The organism is Streptomyces lomondensis, from assembly GCF_014651035.1.
Taxonomy (GTDB): domain Bacteria; phylum Actinomycetota; class Actinomycetes; order Streptomycetales; family Streptomycetaceae; genus Streptomyces; species Streptomyces lomondensis.
The window spans coordinates 1-19,927 of the sequence record NZ_BMWC01000031.1; the positions used below are offsets into that span (position 1 = coordinate 1).

General features: G+C 67.3%; 19 protein-coding genes and 2 pseudogenes. 12 read left to right on the forward strand and 9 right to left on the reverse strand.

Translation table 11 applies throughout. The features are described from left to right. The 3 genes and pseudogenes from IE255_RS38620 to IE255_RS38630 all read right to left on the reverse strand — a co-directional run. Positions 1 to 574 (reverse strand): annotated as a pseudogene (locus tag IE255_RS38620) (IS5 family transposase); the annotation flags it as partial. Between the two features lie 121 nt (positions 575 to 695). Further along, positions 696 to 1,073 (reverse strand): hypothetical protein, encoded by a 378-nt coding sequence (locus tag IE255_RS38625; RefSeq protein ID WP_190055113.1) that lies wholly within the window; start codon positions 1,071 to 1,073, stop codon positions 696 to 698. 229 nt (positions 1,074 to 1,302) lie between these two features. After that, positions 1,303 to 1,527, reverse strand: a complete 225-nt coding sequence (locus IE255_RS38630) for a hypothetical protein (RefSeq protein WP_190055114.1) — start codon at positions 1,525 to 1,527, stop codon at positions 1,303 to 1,305. A gap of 291 nt (positions 1,528 to 1,818) precedes the next feature. Between IE255_RS38630 and IE255_RS38635 the strand changes: the two genes are divergently transcribed. Beyond that, positions 1,819 to 2,274 carry a peptidoglycan-binding domain-containing protein gene (locus IE255_RS38635; protein ID WP_190055115.1) on the forward strand — a complete coding sequence of 152 codons (456 nt, stop codon included), beginning with the start codon at positions 1,819 to 1,821 and terminating at the stop codon, positions 2,272 to 2,274. 328 nt (positions 2,275 to 2,602) lie between these two features. Beyond that, complete coding sequence (locus tag IE255_RS38640) at positions 2,603 to 3,343, forward strand: peptidoglycan recognition protein family protein (protein ID WP_190055116.1); 741 nt, start codon at positions 2,603 to 2,605, stop codon at positions 3,341 to 3,343. Between the two features lie 155 nt (positions 3,344 to 3,498). On the opposite strand, the pseudogene IE255_RS40650 reads toward IE255_RS38640, so the two are convergent. Beyond that, positions 3,499 to 4,115: pseudogene (locus IE255_RS40650) on the reverse strand (integrase core domain-containing protein); the annotation flags it as partial. A 14-nt stretch (positions 4,116 to 4,129) separates the two neighbouring features. Between IE255_RS40650 and IE255_RS38650 the strand changes: the two are divergent. Next, positions 4,130 to 4,744 carry a DNA methyltransferase gene (locus tag IE255_RS38650; RefSeq protein WP_229906799.1) on the forward strand — a complete coding sequence of 205 codons (615 nt, stop codon included), beginning with the start codon at positions 4,130 to 4,132 and terminating at the stop codon, positions 4,742 to 4,744. Continuing rightward, on the forward strand, positions 4,689 to 5,072 hold the full coding sequence (locus IE255_RS40535; RefSeq protein ID WP_372487640.1) for an HNH endonuclease signature motif containing protein: 384 nt from the start codon (positions 4,689 to 4,691) through the stop codon (positions 5,070 to 5,072). Before IE255_RS38650 ends, IE255_RS40535 begins: the two co-directional genes overlap by 56 nt. Positions 5,073 to 5,807: 735 nt before the next feature. Here the strand turns inward: IE255_RS40535 and fmdA are convergent. From fmdA to IE255_RS40545, 3 genes are all read right to left on the reverse strand, one after another. After that, positions 5,808 to 7,055: a formamidase gene (gene fmdA, locus IE255_RS38660; RefSeq protein WP_190055130.1), complete on the reverse strand. Its 1,248-nt coding sequence runs from the start codon at positions 7,053 to 7,055 to the stop codon at positions 5,808 to 5,810. A 160-nt stretch (positions 7,056 to 7,215) separates the two neighbouring features. After that, positions 7,216 to 7,869 (reverse strand): AmiS/UreI family transporter, encoded by a 654-nt coding sequence (locus tag IE255_RS38665; RefSeq protein ID WP_190055118.1) that lies wholly within the window; start codon positions 7,867 to 7,869, stop codon positions 7,216 to 7,218. Positions 7,870 to 8,042: 173 nt separating this feature from the next. After that, positions 8,043 to 8,321, reverse strand: a complete 279-nt coding sequence (locus tag IE255_RS40545; protein ID WP_190055119.1) for an FmdB family zinc ribbon protein — start codon at positions 8,319 to 8,321, stop codon at positions 8,043 to 8,045. A gap of 384 nt (positions 8,322 to 8,705) precedes the next feature. Here IE255_RS40545 and IE255_RS38675 point away from each other — a divergent pair, with 384 nt between their 5' ends. Further along, positions 8,706 to 9,863 carry an NAD-dependent formate dehydrogenase gene (locus IE255_RS38675; RefSeq protein WP_190055120.1) on the forward strand — a complete coding sequence of 386 codons (1,158 nt, stop codon included), beginning with the start codon at positions 8,706 to 8,708 and terminating at the stop codon, positions 9,861 to 9,863. A gap of 75 nt (positions 9,864 to 9,938) precedes the next feature. On the opposite strand, the gene IE255_RS38680 is transcribed toward IE255_RS38675, so the two are convergent. Continuing rightward, a complete protein-coding gene (locus tag IE255_RS38680) occupies positions 9,939 to 10,367 on the reverse strand; it encodes a hypothetical protein (RefSeq protein WP_190055121.1) in 429 nt (142 codons plus the stop codon). Positions 10,368 to 11,062: 695 nt separating this feature from the next. Between IE255_RS38680 and IE255_RS39830 the strand changes: the two genes are divergently transcribed. From IE255_RS39830 to IE255_RS38695, 3 genes are all read left to right on the forward strand, one after another. After that, positions 11,063 to 11,428 carry an IS110 family transposase gene (locus tag IE255_RS39830; protein ID WP_229906800.1) on the forward strand — a complete coding sequence of 122 codons (366 nt, stop codon included), beginning with the start codon at positions 11,063 to 11,065 and terminating at the stop codon, positions 11,426 to 11,428. 121 nt (positions 11,429 to 11,549) lie between these two features. Next, entirely contained in the window at positions 11,550 to 12,587 is a 1,038-nt protein-coding gene (locus IE255_RS39835) for a contact-dependent growth inhibition system immunity protein (protein ID WP_229906801.1), read from the forward strand. A gap of 797 nt (positions 12,588 to 13,384) precedes the next feature. Further along, entirely contained in the window at positions 13,385 to 13,987 is a 603-nt protein-coding gene (locus IE255_RS38695) for an endonuclease domain-containing protein (RefSeq protein WP_190055123.1), read from the forward strand. A 100-nt stretch (positions 13,988 to 14,087) separates the two neighbouring features. Here IE255_RS38695 and IE255_RS38700 read toward each other — a convergent pair whose 3' ends face one another. Next, positions 14,088 to 15,449, reverse strand: a complete 1,362-nt coding sequence (locus IE255_RS38700; RefSeq protein WP_190055124.1) for a competence protein CoiA family protein — start codon at positions 15,447 to 15,449, stop codon at positions 14,088 to 14,090. Between the two features lie 466 nt (positions 15,450 to 15,915). On the opposite strand from IE255_RS38700, the gene IE255_RS38705 reads away from it, so the two are divergent. The 4 genes from IE255_RS38705 (at position 15,916) to IE255_RS38720 (ending at position 19,872) form a co-directional block, all read left to right on the forward strand. Next, positions 15,916 to 17,016, forward strand: coding sequence for an IS110 family RNA-guided transposase (locus IE255_RS38705; protein WP_190055131.1), 1,101 nt, complete (start codon positions 15,916 to 15,918; stop codon positions 17,014 to 17,016). Positions 17,017 to 17,048: 32 nt separating this feature from the next. Then, positions 17,049 to 18,356 carry a bifunctional 3-oxoadipate enol-lactonase/4-carboxymuconolactone decarboxylase PcaDC gene (gene pcaDC, locus IE255_RS38710; protein ID WP_190055125.1) on the forward strand — a complete coding sequence of 436 codons (1,308 nt, stop codon included), beginning with the start codon at positions 17,049 to 17,051 and terminating at the stop codon, positions 18,354 to 18,356. Between the two features lie 33 nt (positions 18,357 to 18,389). Further along, entirely contained in the window at positions 18,390 to 19,025 is a 636-nt protein-coding gene (locus IE255_RS38715; RefSeq protein ID WP_190055126.1) for an MBL fold metallo-hydrolase, read from the forward strand. 67 nt (positions 19,026 to 19,092) lie between these two features. After that, positions 19,093 to 19,872, forward strand: a complete 780-nt coding sequence (locus IE255_RS38720; RefSeq protein WP_190055127.1) for an exodeoxyribonuclease III — start codon at positions 19,093 to 19,095, stop codon at positions 19,870 to 19,872. Positions 19,873 to 19,927: the final 55 nt, after the last annotated feature.

The following is a 19,927-nucleotide window of genomic DNA, read 5'->3' on the forward strand; positions in this document are numbered from 1 at the left end:
CATCTGCGCAGGTCGGCCCGGTCGTAGGCTTTGTCAGCGTGCAGGCGCTGAGGCTTGAAGTGCCGGCCGCGGTAGGGGTCGTGTCGTGTCTCGTTCGGTGCCCCTCGATCATGGGCTTCAGCCCTTCGCTGTCGTGGGTGTTGCCGGCCGAGATACCGACGAGAAGGGGCAGTCCGTTCGCGTCGGACAGGACGTGCATCTTGGAACCCGGCTTGCCCCGGTCCACGGGGCTCGGGCCTGTGTGTTCGCCCCCTTTTTTAGCCCTGACGTGCGCGGTGTCGAGGACGACGCGGGTGACGTCGATGAGGCCGGCGTCGTCGAGACGGTGCAGCACGGCCTCGTGGAGGCGGCCCCGGACGCCGGCTCTCGACCAGATCAGAAATCGGCGGTGAGCCGTCGACTTCGATATGCCGGAGCACGGTGGAAGTCGGCGCCATGCGCAGCCGCTGACCAGGACGTAGATGATGGCCGCGAACAGCGTCTCATCAGGGGTGTTCGATGTTCCGCCGCCCTGTGGCCGTGCTCGTTGCTCTGGGATCAGCGGCCTCGCGATATCCCACAAGCCGTCAAGCATGTGGGCGACGGCTCGCGCTTCGGCGTGGAAGTCCGGTACGCCATCGAGGATGAGTCTCTTGGACGAGGCGGAGAGCTCACCGACGGGCCATCAGCGAAGCTGATGGCCCGTCACAAAGGAATTAGTGATCGTTGAGGAATTGGAAGTGGTAGGAGCCCGAATTATCCGAGGGCTCATGCGAGACTATGACATCGAATTTGCGGTCTTCCGCGAGGTTGTACTTGCCGCCGTCCGAGGCGTCCCGGTAGCTGCACTTACCGTCGTTCTTCGTGTCGGTGAGGCTGTACAGGAGGTCGCCGCTGTCGTAGTCGAAGACGTTCACCCACGCCTTCTTGCCGTCGGTCTTGGTGTCACAGACCCTGAGGTAGTCGCCGCGCTCCTCGATGTAGGCCGCCGCGTGCTTACCCCTGTCGTACAGCGGTCCGTGGTCCCAGTCCACCGCCTGCGCCGAGCCCGGCACCATGGCCACCGCGACAGCGCCCATGGCCAGTGCGGACATTCCGCCCTGAACTATTCGCTTGATGCGCAATTCAATCCCCCTGCTTTATGGTGAGGAGCGGTCAGAGTCGCACGAGGCTAACAGTGGATGTCGGTCACCTCGCTCGCAGGACTAGCGCGGTGAGAAGGCAGAACACTTCCAGGGTGGCTTCAGAGGGCGGTATGAGACCTGTGTCTGATTCGCCGCTTCGTCCGGGGTGAGCGGGCAGGTAGCGGCGGCGCCGGGCGGGCTACGGCCGTGGCTGGGTGAACAAGTCCTGCTCGGTCTCGACCAGGATTCCGCGTTCGACGACCGCTTGAGCTTCAGACGGGCATTGTTGACGGTATTGGGTGTGGTAGGCCGGATGGTCCGGCAGTTGCGGGGGCGGCGGCGCGGGCGGGACCGGCTCGGTCGGGTCCAGCAGCGTCTTGCGGGTGATCCGGATATCCTCGGCGGCCCGGTGAAACTCCTCCACGGACAAGTCCGTCGCCAGGACCTCAAGGACCGTCCGCCGGGCGCGGAGCGGCTGGTCACCCCCTACGACACCGACGCACGGGGCAGTGTGAAGCGCGGCATCTTCTGGGACGGCTGCAAGGTCCACCTCACCGAGACCTGCGAATGGATACGGAGCATCAAATTCCCCTCCTTGACCTGGTCTTTTGCGCCAGCACGCAAAGGTATCCGGACGAGCCGACCGGGCTGACAAGGTGGTCTCGAATCCCGGTGCAGCACTGGGGTGCTCTACGAGACGAAGGGGTTCTTCCGGATGCGATCGAAGATCATGAAGCGGGCGTGTGTCACCGCCGCGACCGTTGCCGCGCTCACGGTCGGCGGCCTGGCGGGGGCGGGCACCAGCTTCGCGGCGCCCGCGCAGTCCTCGGCGCGGACGGCGACCGTGGAGGCCGTCGCCCCGCTCGCCGTGGTCAACCTGGGGCTGGACACCGCCCATGCGAAGAGCTGGCAGTGCTTGCTGCGCGACAGGGGTCACTCCCCGGGCACCATCGACGGGCAGCTGGGCACCAACAGCTGGAAGGCGGCACAGAAGTTCTTCGAAACTCTGGGCTACTACAACGATTCCATCGACGGGATCGTCGGCCCCAACACGATCAAGGCGCTGCAGAGGTACCTGAACCTCCACGGCGCCAACCTCGCTGTCGATGGGATCGCGGGGCCGGAGACCAAGTCCGAGTTCTGGGACTTCGCCGGCACTCACCGCTGCTGATCCCTCCGCCGGCCGCACACACGGCCCACTGCCCGTACTCCCCTCGGGGACGGCCGGACAGCGGGCCGTGTTACGGCGGGACTCCGTGCCGATCGCGCATCCGAATCCGGGCGGGACCCTTGCCGTGAAGGCAATGGGTTCGCCGTCCGAGGCACCCCGAAGCGGGAACCAAGGCCGAGTTCGACCGGTCCGCCAACGTGATCGGGGTGATGGGCCTCGAGCCTCCCGGGCCGACCCGCGGCGGACTGCGGCCCGGTCCGTTGTCCCGCTGTCATCGCAGCAGTCCTCCAGCACGAACAGGACGAAAATGGACAGGGAGACGTACAGAATGGAACTTTCGGACCGCCATGACCGCCCGGGCACCAGACGCCCCCGCCCCCCGGTACCGCGCCGGCTGTTCCTCGGCACCCTTGGCGCCGCGGCCTTGCTGGGGGCGGCGGCGCGCCCGGCCGCGGCAGCCACCTACCCCTTGCTGTCCCGGGCGCAGTGGGGAGCGAACGAGGCTCTGCGCCACGACGCCAGCGGCACCGAGATCTGGCCCCCCGCGTACTACCCCGTCCAAACCTTGACGGTTCACCACACCGCGGACGGCGGTGACGGCCTGGCCCCGGCCGCGCGGGTCCGCGCGATCTACCGTACGGACGCCGCGGAGTACGGTGACATCGGCTACCACTACCTGATCGACGACAACGGTCAGGTCTACGAGGGGCGCTGGTCGGGCACCGACGGATCACCCGCGCACGATGGAGCCGGACGTCTGGTCACCGCGGCCCACATCGGGGGATACAACTCCGGAAACGTCGGAATCGCCCTGCTGGGGACACTGACCGGACGGTCCGCAACCCCGGCGGCGCGCATCTCGCTGGCCCGACTCCTGGCCGAACTCGCCAGGCGGCACGGGGTGGATCCATTGGCCGAGGTGCTCTACCGCAATCCCGCCAGCACCGCCGTCCGGACCGTGCCGGCTATCAGCGGACATCGCGACTGGGCGAGCACCGCATGCCCCGGCACGCTGCACACCGACCTGCCGTACGTCCGCCGGGAGGTCGCCGACCTCCTCGCCGGCTGATCCGAAAAGCCAAGCAGAAGCCGAGGGTTTAGCTCCCAGCGGACTATCTGACTGTGATGTCTCAGGACGTTGGTTCCACGAAGTCCTCGAACGCCGGCTACTGCGGGAAGGTGTCGAGCGGTTCCGGCGGCTGGTCGAACGTGACGCTGTAAATCGCTGCCGGAGGTCCGGCTGATCGGCGGCCGACCTCCGAGCGCGGCGTTCGGCCGCTCATGGTTGTAGTAGTTCAGGAAGTCCGCGAGCGCGACACGGCGTTCGTGCTCGGAGGTGTAGTCACGCACGTAGGCCCACTCCCGGGCGAGCGTGCCGTTCTAACGCTCGACCTTCCCATTCGTCCGCGGCGTGTAGGGCCGCGTGCGCTTGTGCTTCGTGCCCGTCTTCGCAAGAGCGTCGGCCCAGGTCCGGGAGCGGAAGGAGGAGCCGTTGCCGGTCAGGACCCGGCGGATCGGCGTGATGCCCTGGGCCGCGAAGAACGCGACGGCGCGGTGCCAGAAGGCGACCGCGGTTACGGCCTCCTCGTCGTCCAGGGCCTCGGTGCAGGCGAGCCTGGAGTGGTCATCGAGCCCCGAGCGGCATCGGTGCCGACCCCGTGCATGCGCCAGCCGCCGCCAGTCGGGATGCGCCCGAGCCTCTTGACGTCGACGTGGACCAGGTCGCCGACGCGCTCGTGTTCGTAGCGGATGACCTCTCGCAGGGCCGCGCCGGTGGGCAGGTCCAGATCACGGAGCCGGTTGAGGCCTCGCCTCACCAGGATGCGGTGCATGGTGCCGGCGCGACCGTGATGCCGTGCAACCGCTTGAAGACGGCGACGAGCCGTGCGGGCCCGTGCTCGGCTACGCCCCGCCGCTCGGGATCGCCCTGGACCCCTTCGGCGGCATCGGCACCACCGCAGCGGCTGCTGAGGCCCTCGGGCGGGTCGGGATCAGCGTGGATCTCTCACCTGCCTACACCCAACTCGCCGTCTGGCGCAGCGGCGAGTTGGAGGAGTTCCGCAACGCCGGCTACGTCCTGGTGCACGAGACCGGAGAAGCCTTCACGATCAAGCAGCTCCGGCGACGGGCGTACCGGCTCATGGAAATCCGCGGTCTTCGCCGCGTTCGTGTCTACGACGCTTGCTCGTCGTGCCTCACGTACCTGGCAAACAATGGTGTGCCAGATCACATCCTTGCGCGGTGGGCCGGACACACGAACGTGAAGACCACGAAGAAGTGGTATGTGAAGCCGGATGTCGAGGACCTTCGCGAAGCCGCCACAACGTGGGATGAATTGCATGGATCTTCGATAAATGCGATAGAGGGCAAACGTGAGCGCGGCGGCCTATCAGCCGAGCGATTTGCCCAGCCGTATGGCCAGCAAGATCGAGGTGGACCCGGAATCGGGTTGCTGGCTGTGGACCGGTAGCCGCAACAGAGAGGGACTGTCGGGGTGCGGCACGGTCTCTTACCAGGGGAAGACAGACCTGGTGCATCGTGTGGTGTTCAGACTGCTGGTGGGCGAGATTCCGGAAGGTTTCCAGGTGAGTCATGCCGAGCCTCGCTGGCCTCACCACACGCGGTGCTGCAACCCGGACCACTTGGAAGCGGTGACGAGACAGGAAGCTCTTGGGCGCAGGGACGGGGTGCGGGCGCGCGCCCGGAGGACCCACTCCGGCAATGCCGGGCCTGTCGCAGCGGGAGGAGCACGAGCCGTTAGGTTGAGGACCGGCCATGTGAGATCCCGTGAGAGATGAGAGGGTCTGACGGGTGAGTGAGACACCACCGAACACCCTGCAATACCGCTTTGACGGGCCAGAAGAGGCTCCCGTCCTGATCTTGGGACCCTCCCTGGGTACCACATGGCACATGTCGTAGAAACCGTCCAGGGGCGTCCAGTTGATCCAGGGTGAACGCGTAAGTCCAGTTCAGAGCCCTGTGACGTGAGTGCGTCCGCGGGGTTGTGACCCGCCTGTGATCGCTCGTGACACGTCAGGACCCCCGTCGGATTGCTTCGGCGGGCGTCCGGCGTAGACGGGGACCGCGTCCGCACGCTGTGCTGAGTGATCGACCCCGCCCTGGGTAATTTGTCTTGCTCGGCGGCGACCGGATCGATCACCGGCATGGACTTTCCCCTGGGGATGCGCCCCTCTTCCTGGAGGGCCTTCCATGCGGTGCCGATCGCAAGGGCGCATATCCGGCCGTAGTGCCATTCGACGTAGATCCAGCAAGAGCCGGTCATGTCCGATCTCGCGTGGCCCGAGCAGCAGTGCCGGCCGCCCCTCGCGACAACCTGGTTTCCGCAGGCGGCGCGGAGTCTTCGGCAATGAGGGCCGCGAGGTCGAAGAACGCCTCCCGCGCCTTCGGCCGCATCATGTCGAGGTCCACCTCGGCACCCGCAGCCAGGCCGGGCCCGGGCTCCGGGCGGCTTGTGCCGATCGGAGTCAAGGCCCGGTGGTGCCGGATCCCCGGTCAGGGGGAGCGGATCGGCTTCAGGTGGTCACGGCACACTGACCGCGGTCTGTGGCCTTCGGTCCCTCCGCAGTGGGACGGACGTCGAAGTCGAAGATCCCGGTCGGGAGGTAGAGGGAGCAGCAGGCGTTGGGGATGTCGACGATCCCGCTGATGCGACCCTCGATGGGGGCTGCACCGAGGAGCAAGTACGCCTGCTGACCGGTGTAACCGAACCTCTTCAGGTACTCGACGGCGTTGAGGCAGGCGCGGCGATAGGCCACCGTCGCGTCCAGGTAGTAGTTGGTGTCGGTGTCGTGGTCCACGGAGATCCCGATGAAGGAGATGAAGTCCGAGTACCGCGGCTCGACGTTGCCCGGCATGAAGACGGGGTTGGTGGTGACACCATACTTCTCCATGCCCCCCTTGATCAGATCGACGTGGAAGTCGATGTAACCGCCCATCTCGATGGCGCCGCAGAAGGTGATCTCACCGTCTCCCTGGCTGAAGTGCAGATCGCCGCCTGACAGCTTGGCGTCCGCGACATGGACCGGGTAGAAGACGCGGGATCCACGAGTGAAGTTCTTGATGTCGTGGTTGCCGCCATTCTCCCGCGCGGGAACGGTGCGGGCCCCTTCCTGGGCAACACGTTCGGCATCCGATCCGGTCGCCTGGCCGGCGAGGGCCTGATCGGGTTCGGGCGTGAGTCCCAGAGGCGGTATCCGGTCGGGGTCGGTGTCGATCAGGGCCTGCTCACGCCTGTTCCACCGCTGCAGCAGCTCCTTGGACGGCGCGGTGCCGAAGAGACCCGGGTGGGTGATGCCGGTGAAGCGGACACCGGGAAGGTGCCTGGAGGTCGCCACCTGCCCATGGAAGTCCCATATCGCCTTGTAGGCATCGGGGAAGTAGTCCGTCAGGAAGCCTCCGCCGTTGGCCTTGGCGAAGACGCCGGTGTATCCCCAGGCTTCACCCGGTGCGTCCCCGACCTGCTGCGGTACCGGCCCGAGATCAAGGATGTCCACGACGAGCAGGTCGCCCGGTTCCGCGCCTTCGACGCCTATCGGCCCGCTGAGCATGTGACATGCCTTCAGGTCGACGTCGCGGACATCGTTGGCTGAGTCGTTGTTGCCGATCTGCGCGTCGGTCCATTCCCGGCATTCGACGCGGAACTCGTCCCCCGGGCGGACCATCGCGGCGACCGGAACATCCGGATGCCACCTGTTGTGGCCAGGTACATCCTGGTCGCGCATCGACCGGGATTGGTCGACGCTGAAGATTACGTCAGGCATGTGAACTCCATGATCTGTTCTGTACGGGTGAGCGGACGCGGTGTGGGGTCCGGGGGTGTGCTCCGAGCACCCCTCATGCCGCTTGCGTCTCTGTTTCTTGCGTTTCAACCACCTCCCGGCCTTCCTGTCGACGAGTCGGCGGTGGTCATCAGGCGGACCGCTAGCCGGGACTGCCGGCCGGGTGGCCCGGGGCGCCGTACTCCTCCGCGGGCCTGCCGGGCCGCCTCCGGCGGAGCACGATCCACAGCGCGGCGAACGTCAGGACGCCGAACGCGCCCAGGGCGATCGCCATTTCATAGAAGTTCTCGGCGACCCAGTAACCGGACAGCAGCAGGAATGCCGGTATGACGCCGGTCACCCAGCCTTCGATCGCGGTAACCCAGCCGACATAAGGCGTCAAGGTGTCCAGTTTCAGTCCTAGTAGCAGGAAGAAAAGGAACCAGAGGAACGCCCAGTAGAGCCATATCACTCCGAACGGCTCATCATCGAACAGTCGGAAGCTGACGAATGAATAACCCACAGCCACGACGGCCACGAACAGCGAGTAATAGCCCACGCCGGTCGAGTCGAGCCCCATGAGCAGTCCGATTCCTACATACAGGTATGTGAAACCGAAAAGGAAGATGCCTGAGGCAAGTACAATTTGGTCGGGGTCCCGATTTGCGGCGATGATGAGATATGTAGGTGTGAGGACCTGAAGGCCACCCACGAAGAGATTGAATATGGCGGCTGCCCGGGTGTCGACCTTTCCCAGCAGCATCAACCCGTTCAGGAACAGCACCGCGCCCACGAAGAGAAGTCCGACGTTGGCCAAGGGGATACACCTCCCGATATTCGCTCAGCGAGCGCTGGGCCCGCCGGGCGGTCATGCGACCGAGATGCTGTTGTCCGTAAACCGTGCCTGCGGCGAGGCGGCGGTAATGGCGGCCGCCCTGTGCCCCCTCCCTGAGTGGGGCGTTGGACCGATCCGGCCGCGCCGCTTCCCGCTCAAGGCCGGGGGAGCCGGGCGAGGGCCGGATGGGTCGGCCTCGGCGCGGCCTGCTCGGGAGGCACCCGCGTTACCACCGCGGGGCTTTCCCGAGACTTTTCCTCCTGCTCGCGCAGGCTCGCGACCGCAGGCGAGGTGAACGCAGTCGCGGGAGGCGAGTACACACGTCGAGCCGAACTCGAGCACCGCGGGCAGACCTGCTCGGTCGGCGCCGTGCCGATCGGCAGCTTGACGTCGAACGATCCGCAGCGGTTGCAGGAATACTCATATGTCGCCATGAGCCGTCTCCGCCCGCCACGCTCCCGGCCCTGGGCCGTGGGCGCGGTTCTGGTCGAGCCGACGAACACCGGGAGGGGCCGCCTCTTATTTCAGGCAACGCCTCTGATGGCGGGGTGTCAAGCCGAGTGGGCGGTGCCCTGGGCCGCCCTGCGCCGCCGTGCGGAATGGGCGGGGTATGCCGCGGCGGGCCCCACCGGGTGGCGAACGCGTGTATTCCGCATCGCAGAATTCCTCGGTCGGGGCTGTGCGGGCGCGGTCAGTGTGTCCGGGCCCGTTTGTCGTGCGGCGGGCCTGGTCACTCGGGACTGGACAGGAAGGCCGGCCGGAGCGAATGCGCGGTTACCGGACCACGCCTGTGCGCCGGCCTTCGTGGGAGTACGGCCATGGCAAAGATCCTCACGGTGCTTTATCCGGATCCCGTTGACGGCTACCCGCCCAGGTATGCCCGAGATGAGATCCCCGTCATCAGCGACTACCCCGGAGGGCAGACGGCGCCAACCCCCCGTGGCCTCGACTTCCGGCCGGGTGAGCTGGTCGGTTGCGTCTCCGGCGAACTTGGTCTGCGTCCGCTCCTGGAGGAACGCGGCCACACACTGGTCGTCACCTCCGACAAGGAGGGACCCGACTCCGTGCTGGAACGGGAACTCCACGACGCCGAGGTGGTGATCTCGCAACCGTTCTGGCCCGCCTATCTCACCCCTGACCGGATTCGGCGCGCGCCGCGCCTGAAGCTGTCGATCACAGCCGGGATCGGTTCGGACCACGTGGACCTCCCGAGCGCCATCGAGCATGACATCACTGTTGCGGAGGTCACCTACAGCAACAGCATCAGCGTGTCAGAGCACGCGGTCATGCAGATCCTCGCCCTCGTCCACAACTATCTGCCCGCCCACGAGTGGGTCACCGCCCGCCGAGGCTGGCATGTGGCAGACAGCGTCTCGCGGAACTACGACTTGGAGGGCATGGACGTCGGCGTCTTCGGCGCCGGACGGATCGGCCTGGCAGTGCTCCGCCGGCTGAAGCCGTTCGAGGTGAAGCTGCACTACAACGACGTGCACCGACTGCCACCGGACCTCGAGCGGGAGTTGGGTCTGACCTGGCACGCGGATGCCCGGTCACTGGCGGCCACCGTCGACGTGCTCTCCATCCATGCGCCGCTGCACGCCAAGACGGTGAACCTCTTCGGCGACGAGATGCTGGCGACCATGAAGCGCGGGTCGTACATCGTCAACACAGCCCGCGCGTTGATCGTCGACCGGGACGCCGTGGTACGCGCTCTGGAACGAGGCCATCTGGCAGGCTACGCCGGTGACGTCTGGTACCCCGAGCCACCGGAAGAGGACCACCCCTGGCGCAGCATGCCGCACGAGGGCATGACACCGCACGTATCCGGTTCGACACTCTCCGCACAAGCCAGGTACGCGGCAGGCGTCCGGGAAATCCTGGAATGCTGGTTCGACGACCGCCCGATTCGTCAGGAGTACCTCATCGTGGAGGGTGGCAGGCTGGCCGGGACCGGGGCCCGCTCGTACACCGTCTGACATACACGGTCGGAGCCGGCTGGGCGTCACCGCCCGTGCACAGGCGGACCGGGACAGCACGCTCCGCTCTCCACGTCAGGGCGCGCCCGCGATCGTGCACGCGCGGCACGGAGGCCGACCGCAGGTGCACTGGAGGATGCCGTCCAGCACCTCATGGTCGTGGTAGAGGCACTCGTCCCGGCAGGTGTGGCGCGGGACGAAGCCCGCCTGGAGCTCGTCCGGCCAGGGCTCTTCGCCCTCCCGGCAGCGCACGAACCGCTCGGGATCCGTGGAGTGCAGCCGGTGCATGCTCTCCCGTGCCTCGCCCTCCAGGTCGTTCGTCTGGGCGACCACCCCTTTGAGCTGGTCGGCGAGACCGGAGAACCTGGCGTCGCCCGTTCTCACATGGGCGGCGCTCAGCGCCATGACAGCATTGCCCAGGAACCGACGAGCGTCCTGAAGATCGGTCACGTGATGCAGTTGGATGCCGGTCACGCCTCTGACCCAGACGGCGTCTTCACTCACTTGTCCACCTTCCGGGGGCTGGTCGCCCACTGGTAGTGCCGGCGCGAAGTACGCCGCATCTTCCTCATGCGCCCTGCAGTCTGGTCCGGGCGGCTGCCCGCAAGGTCACCGGTCGACCCGTCCTGCTTTGCACCAGTCCGCCGCGCCCCAGAAAAGGCCCATAAGGGACACATGCTCTCCATGGAAGCTAAGTCTGCGGCGCCCGCCAGTCCAGTCCTGTACCAGTGAACTGCCTCACAAGCGGTACTCCTTTTCGGGGCGTGCGACGCCCTTGCGAGGTCCGGCCTCTTCTGCCGACGGTCTCCGCAGGGCAAGGATGACCGGATTACCTGAAGCGAGCCGTCGGGGCTTGTCGGCGTCGGCTGAGTTCATGGAACAGCAGGCCAACCGTGCGGGACCGCACTTACCACAATTGCCCCTGCGAAGCGGGACTTCCGGAAGCACACCGTCGCTGGGTGGCTGTGCGGGGAGAATCCGACGGGTGCCGTCCCGTGCCGGGATCTGACTCGTGTGAGAGCTGGCCGGGTGCTTCGTTACGGAGGTGTCGATCTTCGGGCGTAGGACGGTGCGTGCCCGCACCGAGCCTGTGGGTTGTGTCCCAATAGGGGCCCTGCCAATACAGCGCAATCACGGTTCCGACCGCTCGCCCGGCTTGGTGCAGGCCCTCGATGTCGTTCAGTCGGGAGGCGGATGCCATGACCAGCACGCTCACTGCTCCAGTGACGCGCCCGTTACCGTTGACCGCAGGGGAGACCATCCTGGGCGTGGACACGCAGCGGAATGTTCATGTCGCCGCCGTGCTCTCTGGGGCCGGTGAGGTGCTCGGCACTGCGGCCTTCCTGCCACCGCATCCGGGCCTGCTTCTTGAGTGGGCGCGTGAGTTCCGGCCGGTGACGCGGGCCGGAGTGGAAGGGACCGGCAGTTGCGGAGCAGGGCTGTCCCGCTTCCTGCTGACGCAGCAGATCGAGGTGATCGACGTGAACCGGCCCAACCGTGCGGCCCGTCGCAGGAACGGAAAGTCGGACCCGGTCGATGCACAGGAAGCGGCACGGGCGGTATGAGCGGCCGGGCCCGTGTACGGGCGAAGGCCGGCGACGGCCCGGTGCAGAGCGAGCGGATGTTCAAACTGGCGAAGGATTCCGCGGCCAAGGCACGCACGCAGGCGACAATCAACTCAAGGCCGTGCTGGTCACCGCCGACCCCGTACTGCGGGAGGAGTTGGCCGGACTGGGCAACACCGCGCTGTTCCGCACCTGCGCGGGCTTCGGCGGCGTCGAGGAGGATGACGATGCCGGGCACAACGTGCTCCAAGCCACCCGCATCACCCTGTCCTTGCTGGCCCAGCGCATCGAACAGCCAACCGTGCAGATCCGTGTCCTCAGCCGGCGCTTGGCCCGGCTCATGGAGCATCACTTCCCACAGTTGCTGGCACCCGTGGGAATCGGACCGGACAGCGCCGCCACCCTGGTCATCACGATGGGTGACAACCCGGAACGCCTATCCAGCGAGGCGTCGTTCGCGGTGCTGTGCGGGGTCAGCCCCATCGAGCATTCATCAGGGCGGGAGCGATGCTGGCGGCTCAACCGCGGGGGAGACCGGCAGGCCAACGCGGCACTCCATCGAATCGTGTACGCGCGTCTCCGGTTCGACCCCCGCACCCGGGACTACTTTCAACGGCGCAGGCGCAAGGCAAGACGCGACGGGCAATCGTCCGCTGCCTCAGACGCTACGTGGCACGCGAGGTCTTCCACCTGGTCCGGCCTGAGAGCACACAGCGGCCTGGTGAGAATGAAGCCCACGGGCCATCTGCTGTACCTCGACCGCATGCTCGACGAACTGGACCCACCCCGCTGGATGCCTCCTGCCGCTGACGCGACACATCTGGTGCGCACCGTGCACGAGCTGCGGTGTGTCCCCTTGGACGAACTCCGTCCCGCGGATCTGCGCACCCTCATTGCACAGCAGGTGGCACTGCCCTACGTCCTTCCACTCGCCGTGCGCTTGCTGATCGAGGAGCCGCTGCTCGACGCTTACTTCTACGAGGGCGACCTGCTGCTCGCCGCCGTCACCGCCCCTGCCTCGGCCTGGGCCCTGCCAGAGCTCTGCGCGCGGCTGCGAACCGTCATCACGACATTGCCAGAGACCGCGGTCGCCGGCCTGCCACGCGGTGCCGCAGAGGAGCTCGCCCGCTTCGTCGGGGAGCCCGCACCGCTTCTCTGACCTGAAATTGGACCTTGGCACTACAGCCCGCCCGGCGTCGAAGGCTGCCCTGAAACGCGATGTGACCTGGGCGGTTCCGGCTCCCGTGGCATGATGCAGTCCGCCTTCCTACGAGCCCCCGCGATAGGGGCTTCTGTGAACGCTCGTGACAGGTGAGGACCCCCCGTCGGCTTGCTCCGGCGGGGGCCCTGCGTAGACGGGACCTGATACGACGACGCCCCGCCGGCCCTTGCTGCGGCGGGGCGTGGTCGTGCAGTTGGTCATGACGGATTGCGGCTTGACTGGCGGCTCCGTTGCACTCCGGCTCGCCGCTCTCGAGTACGTGGAGGAGCGAGGCGGTGACGACGTGCTCCTCGGCGAACGAGGTGATAGCTCTTCGATCTCGACAAGCCGAACGCCTCGGCAGCGTCCTCGACGCTCGCCGTCCCACTCCAGGTCGGCCCCGCCGGACGAAGTGCGTCAGACGGGTTCCGTCATCTCCGTGAGAGCTTCAAGGATCTGGTGCAGGCAATACGTCGACGTCGTCCCGCACCAACGCGACGGCCGCGCCATCCGGTAACGGACGTGATCAAACCGACCATCCCTCCGAGCCGTGGCCCGTCCTGAAGCGCAGCGTTCTTGGCCTCTTCGACTACGTTGGCCCGTACTTCGTCAGCGACGACCACGGCTGTGGCCACGGCCCCAATACCCACGGTTGCGGCAACGACGGCGCTGTTCCCTGTTTCACCTACGAAAACCTGCCCAAGAGGAATCAGGTACGGGAACTCTGCCTCTCGGCCATCGACACAGCAGACATCGTGTTCGCCTGGCTCGACGACCTCACTGCCTACGGCACGCTCGTCGAGATCGGCTACGCCAAGGGACGCGGCAAGACCATTGTCATCGCAGCGCCCGAGACACCCCAGACCTTCGGATGGTTGTCGGAGGCCAGCGAGGTTGGTATCGGGATCGCGGACAGCGCCACCAACGATTTGTGGTTCGCCTTCTCTTGCGCCTCCAGCACCATCGCCGCCGCGACTCCCCTTGAAGCCCTCAAGGAGGTTGTGCGCTTATCCCCCAACCTTGAGTCCCCTATTGAGCAGGCGTTCTGGGGGGCCTACGTGCAACAGATGCCACGTGAGTTGAACGGCCTGGAGGCTCAGCACCCAGTCTTCGGCGGTCGGTACCGCATCGACTTCGCTCTGCCCAAACAGAAAATCGGCATCGAACTCGACGGGTACGCATGGCACTCCAGTCCCGAAGCCTTCACCCGAGACCGGGCCAGGCAGCGCGAACTCGAACTCGACGGCTGGCGGATCGTGCGCTTCAGCGGCTCGGAGATCACCAAGGATGCCGCCGACTGCGTCCGTCAGGCCGCGGCATTCGCCGCCAGCATCGAACGCGACCGACCAACCCCCTGAAGATGCTGGACGGCAGGGTTGTCGCCACAGAGCCACGCCGTGTCACCAAGAAGACCCGCGTGTTCCCCTACGCCGAAAAGCCTGGACAAGGCGAGCTCTTCTAAGGTTGATACGTCGCGTTGGCGGAGTCCACGGCTTCAGCCTTGCGTGCGGCGGCGAAGAGAGCCCTGCGGGCACTGAACGGGTCGTGGGTCGTGGGCAGCCATGGTTGGGTCGCCAGTGCGGCGGCCAGTCGCCTGCACTCTTCCTGGGCTGCGAGCCACCGCTGTCGGTCTGCGTGCGTGATGTCGATTCGTCCCGCTGCGATGTCTGCTCCCGCTGGGAGGGTGTCGGCGAGTGCTTTCAGGTGCTGAAGGGCGGAGTCCAGCGCCAGCCTCGCCGCCACTACGTCGCCGGGAATCTCCCAGCCGTCCACGTTCCACGTGGACCTGTACTCGGGCGGCGGCTCCTTCGACAGCCAGTCGGAGGCATCGATGGGATCGCCACTGTCGCGGGGACGCGCGAGTTCCGTGCGAATCCCGGTGTCCTCGCCATAGCGGCAGTGCGGGTCGGGCGGGAGCGGCTCGGCGGGGAGGAGCGTGGCGGTCGAGCCGGCAGCCGACGCCGGCAGATAGGGCTCCGGTTCCGGACGGCCCTGGAGGAACTCCGCCTTGTCCGACGGCTTCACCCACATGTGCCAGCCGCGCCGCCGCCCTGCGCGCGCTCGCATGAACAGCGTCACGAGCTCACCCGCAGCCGTCATGCGCACCATGTCGTCGTAGTGCGCCTGCGTCGATTCCCACGTGGCGTGCCAACCGCCACAGCGCGTACCCGTTCTGGGGCATTCGCGCTGAGTGCTCCAGTCGCAGCGGACCATGCGCAACGCCTTCACCCCTCCTCGTACGCGCAAGGCGTCCCCACTGCCCACGTCCTGCCATCGCTGGACGTTCAGCCGGGCCCAAGGCGCCCGATCGATGGCGAGCGAGTTCTCGTTCGTCACGAGCCACAGCGGTGTCAGGCCGTCGCCCACTGCAGTGCGCGTCCTGTTGTCCACAGAACCACTCGCGATCGGCGAGATCTGGATCTCGTAGCCGATCTTCTTACCGCCGACCCCGGCGACCGTTACATCGGTACGACGGCGACCATGTACGGCTCGGTCTTCGACGGAGACGTTGAAGCCCTCCCGGCTGGCTGTTTCGGCGGTGTGGTTCTTGAGCGCCTTGTGCAGCTCGCTCTCGCTCGTTGTCTCGGACACCTCGCCCCTGGTCACGTGCCGGGCGTGGTAGCGCCCGTTCTTCTCGACGATGGTCATGAACCCGGGGCAGACGGTGCCGTATTCGTGGGCCCCGAGGCAGTAGAGAAGGTCGGGCTTGTAATTGCGGTGAATCTCCTGCAGGAGCTCCGGTCGGTCCGGGTTACCCAGGTCTGATGCATTTAAGTTGATGGTGATCCCGTAACCGCGATGCAGCACGTTGTGGGTCATGCTTTGAGAGTAAGTCCTGCCTCTGACAACAGAGTTGGCCGCTGCTGCGGCAGGGCTGGTCGGTGGCGGTGCCTCTGTCGACGAGCAACCACGCTCCCTGAACGCGCCGCTTGCCTTCGGGCGCTGTTGTGGTCGGCTGGGATCCAGTTCTGGGTGTTGCGTGAGGGGGATTGAGCATGTTCTGTGGCCCCTGGGCGGAGGTGAGATGGGGGCGGGAGGATGGGTGGGTGCTGTCCGGGCCTGGGGTCTGACTCATGACATGTTTGACCGAAGTGTCCTGGTCTCACGGTGTCGGCTGCTGGCCGGGGATGGTGCGTTGTCGGTGCCGGGCCGGCGGGGTGTGTCCCGATAGGGGCCTGCCGATCGTTGTGGCGTCCTCACGATTCTGACCGCTCGACGCGGCCCGGTACCGGCAACGCGACGCGCCGTCGGACTGCAAAGGGGAACGGACATGTCCAGATCGACCATGTCCAGTACGCCGCCTGCTCCCAAGACCCGCCGCCGTCGCCCTGCGGGTGAGGTGGTGTTGGGAGTGGACACGCACCGGGATGCCCATGTGGCTGCGGTGCTTTCCGTGATGGGGACAGTGCTTGCCACTGACAAGTTCCCGGCCACCGCGGCCGGGTACTGCGATCTGCTGAAGTGGGCCAGGAAGTCGGGAGTCGTGAGGCGGGCCGGGGTGGAGGGGACCGGTTCCTACGGGGCGTCCTTGTCGCGCTATCTGCTGGCCCAGGGCATAGACGTGTTTGACGTGAATCGGATGGATCGGGCAGATCGCCGTCGGCGCGGCAAATCGGATCCGCTTGATGCTCAGAACGCGGCGCGAGCCGTATTGAGCGGGCGGGCCCGCGCCCGGGCGAGAGTGGGCGACGGTCCGGTGCAGATCGCGAGAATGTACAAAATCACGAAGGTGTCGGCCGTCAAAGCTCGTACGCAGGCCATGAATCAGCTCAAGTCCGTCCTGATTACTGCCGATCCTGCATTGCGGGAAGAACTGGCTGGACTGGGCAATGCCGAACTCTTCCGGGCCTGTGCGCGGTTCGCCGACGTGAGCAGTCGCGAGGAGGACGGTGAGGAGTCGGTGCTGCAGGCCACTCGGATCACGCTGGGTCTGCTGGCTCACCGGATCGGCCAGCTCTCCGAGCAGATCCGGGATGTGGACGTTCGTCTGGCCCGCCTCGTCAAATGTCACGCCCCGCAGCTGCTCGACGTGGTGGGGGTCGGTCCGGACACGGCCGTCGCCTTGCTGATCACGGTGGGGGACAACCCGGAACGCCTGGACAGTGAGGCGTCCTTCGCCGCCCTGTGCGGGGTCAGTCCTGTCGAGCGTTCCTCGGGACGCCGGCAGTTCCGTCGCCTCAACCGTGGTGGCGATCGTCAGGCAAATGCCGCGCTCCACCGCATCGTCTTCACCCGCCTGCGGGTCGACCCGCGCACCCAGGACTACTACGAGCGCCGCATCAAGGAGGGCAAGACCCGACGCGAAATCGTCCGGTGCCTCAAACGCTACGCGGCCCGGGAGGTCTTCCACCTGGTCAAACAGCCACAACCAGCACCCCGCTCATAGGGGCTGTCGTGACAGATGAGAGGCTCAGGCGGGTGAGTGAGACACCACCGAACACCCTGCAATACCGCTTTGACGGGCCAGAAGAGGCTCCCGTCCTGATCTTGGGACCCTCCCTGGGTACCACATGGCACATGTGGGACCGGCAGGTCCCCGAGCTGGCGAAGCAGTGGCGCGTCTTCCGGTTCGACCTGCCGGGCCACGGCGGCGCTCCCGCGTACCCGGCGGGCTCGGTCACCGACCTCACCACACGGCTGCTGGCCACCCTCGAAGGGCTCGGCGTGCAGCGCTTCGGCTACGCGGGCTGCGCGTTCGGCGGTGCGGTCGGCATCGAGCTGGCCCTGCGCCACCCCGAGCGGCTCGCCTCCCTCGCGCTGATCGCCGCCTCGCCCCGCTTCGGCACGGCCGACGAGTTCCGGCAGAGAGGCGTGATCGTCCGGACGAACGGCCTCGACCCCATCGCGCGCACCGCGCCGGACCGCTGGTTCACCAGCGGGTTCGCCGCCGCGCAGCCCGCGATCACCGAGTGGGCCGTGCAGATGGTCCGCACCACCGACCCCGGCTGCTACATCGCCGCCTGCGAGGCGCTCGCCTCCTTCGACGTCCGGCCCGAGCTCGGCCGCGTCGGCGTGCCGACCCTGGTCCTCGTCGGCTCGGACGACCAGGTCACCGGCCCGGCCGAGGCGCGCACCCTGGTCGCCGGCATCCCGGACGCCCGCCTCGCCGTCGTCCCCGGCGCCTCCCATCTGGTGCCGGTGGAGCAGCCCGCGGCCGTCACCGACCTGCTCGTACGGCACTTCTCCACCGCCTGGCAGCCCCCCTTCGAGATCTCCACCGGCCAGCACGCCCTGCCCGCCGCAGCCCTCAAGCCGGTCCTGTCCGCCGCCCCCGCGCAGCCCGTCCAGACCGGACCCGTCGCCGAGATCGCCCCGGTCGCCGTTCCGCCGGAGGCCCAGGGGCGGCCCGACCCGTACGACGCCGGGATCAAGGTCCGCCGCGAGGTGCTGGGCGACGCGCACGTGGACCGGGCGCTGGCGCAGGCCGACGAGTTCTCCGGGGACTTCCAGGAGTTCATCACCCGCTACGCCTGGGGCGAGATCTGGGACCGGCCCGGGCTGGACCGGCGCACCCGCAGCTGCATCACCCTCACCGCCCTGGTCGCCGGCGGCCACCTGGACGAGCTGGCCTTCCACACCAGGGCCGCCCTGCGCAACGGCCTCACCCCGGACGAGATCAAGGAAGTGCTGCTCCAGGCGGCCGTCTACTGCGGCGTGCCGGCCGCGAACAGCGCCTTCAAGGTGGCTCAGCAGGTCATCCGCGAGGAGACCACGCCCCAGGAGTGAGCCTCCCCACGGTCCCGGAGGCAGGATGGACTCATGAAGCTCACGAAGAAGTCGCACGCCTGCGTCCGCCTCGAGAAGGACGGTCAGACGCTCGTCCTCGACCCCGGAGGATTCAGCGAGGAGCACGCCGCACTCGGCGCCGACGCGATCCTCGTCACCCACGAGCACCCCGACCACTTCGACGAGTTCCGGCTGCGCGCCGCGATGGAGAACAACCCGGCCGCCGAGATCTGGACCCTGAAGTCGGTCGCGGAGAAGATCTCGTCCGCCTTCCCCGGCCGCGTGCACACCGTCGGCCACGGCGACACCTTCACCGCCGCCGGCTTCGACGTCCAGGTCCACGGCGAACTCCACGCGGTGATCCACCCGGACATCCCGCGCATCACCAACGTCGGCTACCTCGTCGACGGCGGCAAGGTCTTCCACCCCGGCGACGCCCTCACCGTCCCCGACCAGCCGGTGGAGACCCTGATGCTCCCGGTCATGGCCCCCTGGAGCAAGATCTCCGAGGTCATCGACTACGTCCGCGAGGTCAAGCCGCAGCGCGCCTACGACATCCACGACGCCCTGCTCACCGACCTCGCCCGCCCGATCTACGACCGCCAGATCGGGCAGCTCGGCGGCTCGGAGCACCTGCGGCTGGCACCGGGGGACTCCGCCGAGGTCTGAGGCCTTCCCTCCGAGGCCTTCCAGGGGACCGGCCGCGTTGTCAGACCCGCCGGGTAGGTTGTGGGACATGCGCATCGCGACCTGGAACGTGAACTCGATCACCGCCCGCCTGCCGAGGCTCCTGGCCTGGCTGGAGAGCAGCGGCACGGACGTGCTGTGCCTCCAGGAGGCCAAGGTCGCCGAGGACCAGTTCCCGACGGAGCAACTGCGCGAGCTGGGCTACGAGGCGGCGGTCCACGCGACGGGCCGGTGGAACGGCGTGGCGGTGCTCTCCCGCGTCGGCATCGAGGACGTCGTCAAGGGCCTGCCCGGCGACCCCGGCTTCGACGGCTCGGTGGAGCCCCGCGCCATCTCGGCGACCTGCGGCCCGCTCCGCGTCTGGTCGGTCTACGTGCCGAACGGCCGTGAGGTGGACCACCCGCACTACGCCTACAAGCTCCAGTGGTTCGAGGCCCTCAAGGCGGCCGTCGCCGGTGACGCGGCCGGCAGCCGGCCCTTCGCGGTGATGGGCGACTACAACGTGGCGCCGACGGACGACGACGTCTTCGACCCCGCCTTCTTCGAGGGCTCCACCCACGTCACCCCCGCCGAGCGCGCCGCCCTGGCCTCCCTGCGCGAGGCCGGCCTGTCGGACGTGGTCCCGCGGCCCCTGAAGTACGAGCACCCGTTCACGTACTGGGACTACCGGCAGCTCTGCTTCCCGAAGAACCGCGGCATGCGCATCGACCTGGTGTACGCCAACGCGCCCTTCGCGAAGGCGGTCAGCGACGCGTACGTGGACCGCGAGGAGCGCAAGGGCAAGGGCGCGTCGGACCACGCGCCGGTCGTGGTGGATCTGGACGTCTAGGGCCTGTCGTTTGGATCACGCCGCAGACGCGGGGTCTGGCACGCACATCTGCCGC

Excerpts from the sequence above, each read along its gene's own strand:
- fmdA (WP_190055130.1), bottom strand. The coding sequence starts at position 7,055 with ATGCCTGACGTAATCTTCAGCGTCGACCAATCCCGGTCGATGCGCGAC.
- IE255_RS38700 (WP_190055124.1), bottom strand. The coding sequence starts at position 15,449 with ATGACCCACAACGTGCTGCATCGCGGTTACGGGATCACCATCAACTTA.
- IE255_RS38640 (WP_190055116.1), top strand. The coding sequence starts at position 2,603 with ATGGAACTTTCGGACCGCCATGACCGCCCGGGCACCAGACGCCCCCGC.
- IE255_RS40535 (WP_372487640.1), top strand. The coding sequence starts at position 4,689 with ATGGCCAGCAAGATCGAGGTGGACCCGGAATCGGGTTGCTGGCTGTGG.
- IE255_RS38625 (WP_190055113.1), bottom strand. The coding sequence starts at position 1,073 with ATGTCCGCACTGGCCATGGGCGCTGTCGCGGTGGCCATGGTGCCGGGC.
- IE255_RS38720 (WP_190055127.1), top strand. The coding sequence starts at position 19,093 with ATGCGCATCGCGACCTGGAACGTGAACTCGATCACCGCCCGCCTGCCG.
- IE255_RS38705 (WP_190055131.1), top strand. The coding sequence starts at position 15,916 with ATGTCCAGTACGCCGCCTGCTCCCAAGACCCGCCGCCGTCGCCCTGCG.
- IE255_RS38675 (WP_190055120.1), top strand. The coding sequence starts at position 8,706 with ATGGCAAAGATCCTCACGGTGCTTTATCCGGATCCCGTTGACGGCTAC.
- IE255_RS38635 (WP_190055115.1), top strand. The coding sequence starts at position 1,819 with ATGCGATCGAAGATCATGAAGCGGGCGTGTGTCACCGCCGCGACCGTT.
- IE255_RS40545 (WP_190055119.1), bottom strand. The coding sequence starts at position 8,321 with ATGGCGACATATGAGTATTCCTGCAACCGCTGCGGATCGTTCGACGTC.
- IE255_RS39830 (WP_229906800.1), top strand. The coding sequence starts at position 11,063 with ATGACCAGCACGCTCACTGCTCCAGTGACGCGCCCGTTACCGTTGACC.
- IE255_RS38715 (WP_190055126.1), top strand. The coding sequence starts at position 18,390 with ATGAAGCTCACGAAGAAGTCGCACGCCTGCGTCCGCCTCGAGAAGGAC.